The sequence below is a fragment of the Peptoniphilus sp. oral taxon 836 str. F0141 genome, from assembly GCF_000179335.1.
Taxonomy (GTDB): Bacteria; Bacillota; Clostridia; order Tissierellales; family Peptoniphilaceae; genus Peptoniphilus_A; species Peptoniphilus_A lacrimalis.
On the sequence record NZ_AEAA01000081.1, the window covers coordinates 1 to 3333 of the forward strand.

A 3333-nucleotide genomic window follows, 5' to 3' on the forward strand; every position below is an offset into this window, starting at 1 on the left:
AATTTTATTTAATTATAGAAGAATAGATTCCATTTGGAGTCTATTTTTTTATTTCTAAATTCTATAATATAATTTGAAAAATTTTTAGCATTTATACAAAAACAATTAATTTAAAATATTTATATAAAAATCTAAAAAAATATTGTATTAATTACATATATATTTTAATATTAATAGGTAAGATATAAAATTTTTTCAAGGGAGGACATAATGAAAAAAATTTTAAAAGTCGTGATGGCTTTAGGTTTAATTTTTGCTTTAACAGCATGTGGTGGTAAAAACAACGCTAATAGTTCTAATGGTGAAGGTGAAAAAGGGGAAAGTAAAAAAATTGAAAAATTAACAGTTCAATTTGTTCCATCTAGAGATCCTGAACAAATAGTGACTCAAACTGAACCTCTTAAAAATATCCTTAAAGAAAAATTAAAGGAAAAAGGTTACGAAGTTGGAGATGTTGATATTTCAGTAGGAACTAACTACGAAACTACAGGTGAAGCTTTAAGTGCTGGTTCTGTAGATGTTGGATTTATTCCAGGAGGTACTTATGTGCTTTATTCTGATGGATGTGAAGCACTATTAACTGCAACTAGAAAAGCTCTTTCAGTAGAATCAGATAATCCTAAAGAATGGAATGATAAAAAGCCAACAAAACAATTAGATGACAATATGGCAAGTTTTTATAGAGGTCTTATAATTGCTGGTCCATCTGAAAAAGGTAAAGAACTTGCACAAAAAGTAAATAATGGCGAAAAGCTTACTTGGGACGATTTAAATTCTGCAAAATGGTCAGTAATGGGTTCATCTTCTTCTGCAGGATACATTTATCCATATTTATGGTTAGAAAAAAATTATAATAAAGGAATAACAGATTTGGCAAATGTAGTTCAAGCTGATTCTTACGCTTCATCAGCAGCAAGACTTGCTTCTGGTCAAGTAGATATAATTATTGGTTATGGTGATCTTAGACTAGATTATGCAGACAAATGGCAAAGTGAATTTGCAAGGAGTGCTTCAATTTGGGATGAAACAAATGTAATTGGAGTTACAGATAAGATTTACAATGATACAATTTCTGTTTCAAAGAAATCTGAAATTATGACTGATGATTTTAAAAATGCACTAGCTCAATCTTTCATAGAAATTGCTCAAACTGAAGAAGGCAAACAAATAATTTCTATTTATAATCATGAAGGATATGAAAAAGCTGAAGACAAAAACTATGACGGCGAAAGAGAAGCACAAAAATTGTTAAAAGATGCTAAAAACTAATTAATAGGGCCCCATGGGCCTTATTTTTTTAAGAGGGAGTAAAATGATAAAATTTACTAATGTAGATAAGGTATATCCTGGCGGTTTTAAAGCTTTGAAGGATGTAAATTTGGAAATTAAAGACGGAGAATTTGTGGCAATTATTGGTAGATCTGGTGCAGGTAAATCTACTTTAATTAGGACAATAAATAAAATGCACGATATTACTGGTGGTTCACTAACAGTTGGAGATATTAATGTTTCTTCATTAAAGGGTAAGGAGCTTAGAAAGTTCAGAAGAAATGTCGGTATGATTTTTCAATCTTTTAATCTAGTTGATAGAATGTCTGTAATTAATAATGTGCTTACGGCTTTTGTTCCCGAACTCAGTCCTATAAGGTCAATATTTGGAATTTATCCTAAAGAATATAAGATTAAAGCTCTTGAATCACTGGAAAAAGTTGATATTTTAGATAAAGCTTATGTTAGAGCAGATAATTTATCAGGAGGTCAACAACAAAGAGTGGCTCTTGCAAGAACCCTTGCCTATAATCCTAATATCATCTTAGCAGATGAACCAGTTGCAAGTCTTGACCCAATAAATGCAAGATCTGTTATGAGTTATTTTAAGAGAATAAATGAAGAGATGAAAATTACAATTCTTTTAAATATTCACCATGTTGATTTGGCACTTGAATATGCAACAAGTGTAATAGGTATTAAAGATGGGCAGATAATTTATCATGGTCCCAGCAAGGATGTAAACGATAAAATTTTAACGCAAATATATGGAGATTCTATTGACGAAATAAAAAAGGGTGAAAAAAATGAGTCTATATGATAAAATCTTCAAACCTAAAGTTTACAAGCTTTCTAACGGGAAACTTGTTTATGAAAAAAGGTCAAGAATGCCTTTTATTTTATCGGTTTTATTTATTTTTTCATTTATATCAATTAAAATTACCGGTTTTTCTCTTTCAGTTTTGATTAAAAACTTTGGCGAATTTTTTATAATTCTTAAAGAAATTTTCAATCCAAATTTATCTTATTTTAAATCGGTAATTGAACCCTTATTTGATACGATTAAAATGAGTTTTTTAGGTTCATTTTTGGGAGCATTTGTAGCTATATTTTTTCCTTTTTAGCTTCAAATAATATGGTTAAAAGTAAAATCATTAATTCTTTAACTAAACTGCTCTTTTCAATTATAAGAACTATACCTACTTTAGTATCAGCGCTAATATTTACTTATATATTTGGACTTGGAACTTTTGCAGGAACTTGTGCAATATTTCTATTTTCTTTTTCTTATGTGGGAAAACTTCTTTATGAACAGATTGAAACAGTGAATATGGGAGCGTATGAGGCTTTGATTTCTATGGGATATACTTCACCACTTGCTTTTATAAAGGGTATTATTCCACAAATTCTTCCTTATTACCTATCAACTAGCCTTTATAACTTTGAAGGAAATGTAAGATATGCGGCTATACTTGGTTATGTAGGTGCAGGTGGACTTGGACTTTTAATTAATGAAAATATAAATTGGAGAGATTATAATAGAGTTGGAACAATACTTTTAGCTCTACTTATCACAGTTTTTTTAATTGAAAATATAAGTCATTATTTCAGAAATAAATTAAACTAGGTGAAATATGGATAAAATAGAAAAAAAATATAGAGAAGAACCTAATAATAAATTATATATTTTTACAATTGTTGTGACTTTACTAGCAATCTTATTTTGGTCTAGTTCTGTAGTTAATTTTGATAATTCAGCAGGAGATGGGCTTTCAATAGCAAAAAATATTTTTAAAGGAATTTTAAATCCTGATAAAGAACTTTTATTTAGTTTGAACAGTAAGGGTGTTATTTATTTATTGCTTGAGACTATAGCCATAGCATTTTTAGGGACTATTATAGGAGCGATAATTTCAATTCCATTGGCATTTTTAGCCTCTTCAAATATAGTTCCTAAACAAATAGCTTTTTTAACAAAACTTTTAATTATGGTTATAAGAACTATACCAGCAATTGTTTATGGTCTTATGTTTATTAGAGTAACAGGACCTGGACCTTTTGCCG

Annotated in this window: 5 protein-coding genes; all 5 read left to right on the plus strand. The window is 29.1% G+C overall.

Features of this window, described 5'->3' with window-relative positions; genetic code table 11:
• Nucleotides 1–210: 210 nt before the first annotated feature.
• On the plus strand, nucleotides 211–1269 hold the full coding sequence (locus HMPREF9131_RS03700; RefSeq protein ID WP_009345427.1) for a PhnD/SsuA/transferrin family substrate-binding protein: 1059 nt from the start codon (nucleotides 211–213) through the stop codon (nucleotides 1267–1269).
• A 43-nt stretch (nucleotides 1270–1312) separates the two neighbouring features.
• A complete protein-coding gene (phnC, locus tag HMPREF9131_RS03705) occupies nucleotides 1313–2089 on the plus strand; it encodes a phosphonate ABC transporter ATP-binding protein (RefSeq protein ID WP_004824516.1) in 777 nt (258 codons plus the stop codon).
• Nucleotides 2076–2393 carry a hypothetical protein gene (locus HMPREF9131_RS08640; protein ID WP_009345429.1) on the plus strand — a complete coding sequence of 106 codons (318 nt, stop codon included), beginning with the start codon at nucleotides 2076–2078 and terminating at the stop codon, nucleotides 2391–2393. The genes phnC and HMPREF9131_RS08640 overlap by 14 nt, the downstream gene beginning before the upstream one ends.
• 11 nt (nucleotides 2394–2404) lie before the next feature.
• The gene (locus HMPREF9131_RS08645) at nucleotides 2405–2896 is read left to right on the plus strand and encodes an ABC transporter permease (RefSeq protein ID WP_009345428.1); all 492 of its coding nucleotides are present in this window, start codon (nucleotides 2405–2407) and stop codon (nucleotides 2894–2896) included.
• Between the two features lie 7 nt (nucleotides 2897–2903).
• On the plus strand, nucleotides 2904–3333 hold a 430-nt coding region (locus tag HMPREF9131_RS03715), incomplete at its 3' end, for an ABC transporter permease (protein ID WP_009345431.1).

What these genes read in the sequence shown, in the direction of transcription:
- HMPREF9131_RS03700 (WP_009345427.1), top strand. Translation starts at nt 211, where the DNA reads ATGAAAAAAATTTTAAAAGTCGTGATGGCTTTAGGTTTAATTTTTGCT.
- phnC (WP_004824516.1), top strand. Translation starts at nt 1,313, where the DNA reads ATGATAAAATTTACTAATGTAGATAAGGTATATCCTGGCGGTTTTAAA.
- HMPREF9131_RS08640 (WP_009345429.1), top strand. Translation starts at nt 2,076, where the DNA reads ATGAGTCTATATGATAAAATCTTCAAACCTAAAGTTTACAAGCTTTCT.
- HMPREF9131_RS08645 (WP_009345428.1), top strand. Translation starts at nt 2,405, where the DNA reads ATGGTTAAAAGTAAAATCATTAATTCTTTAACTAAACTGCTCTTTTCA.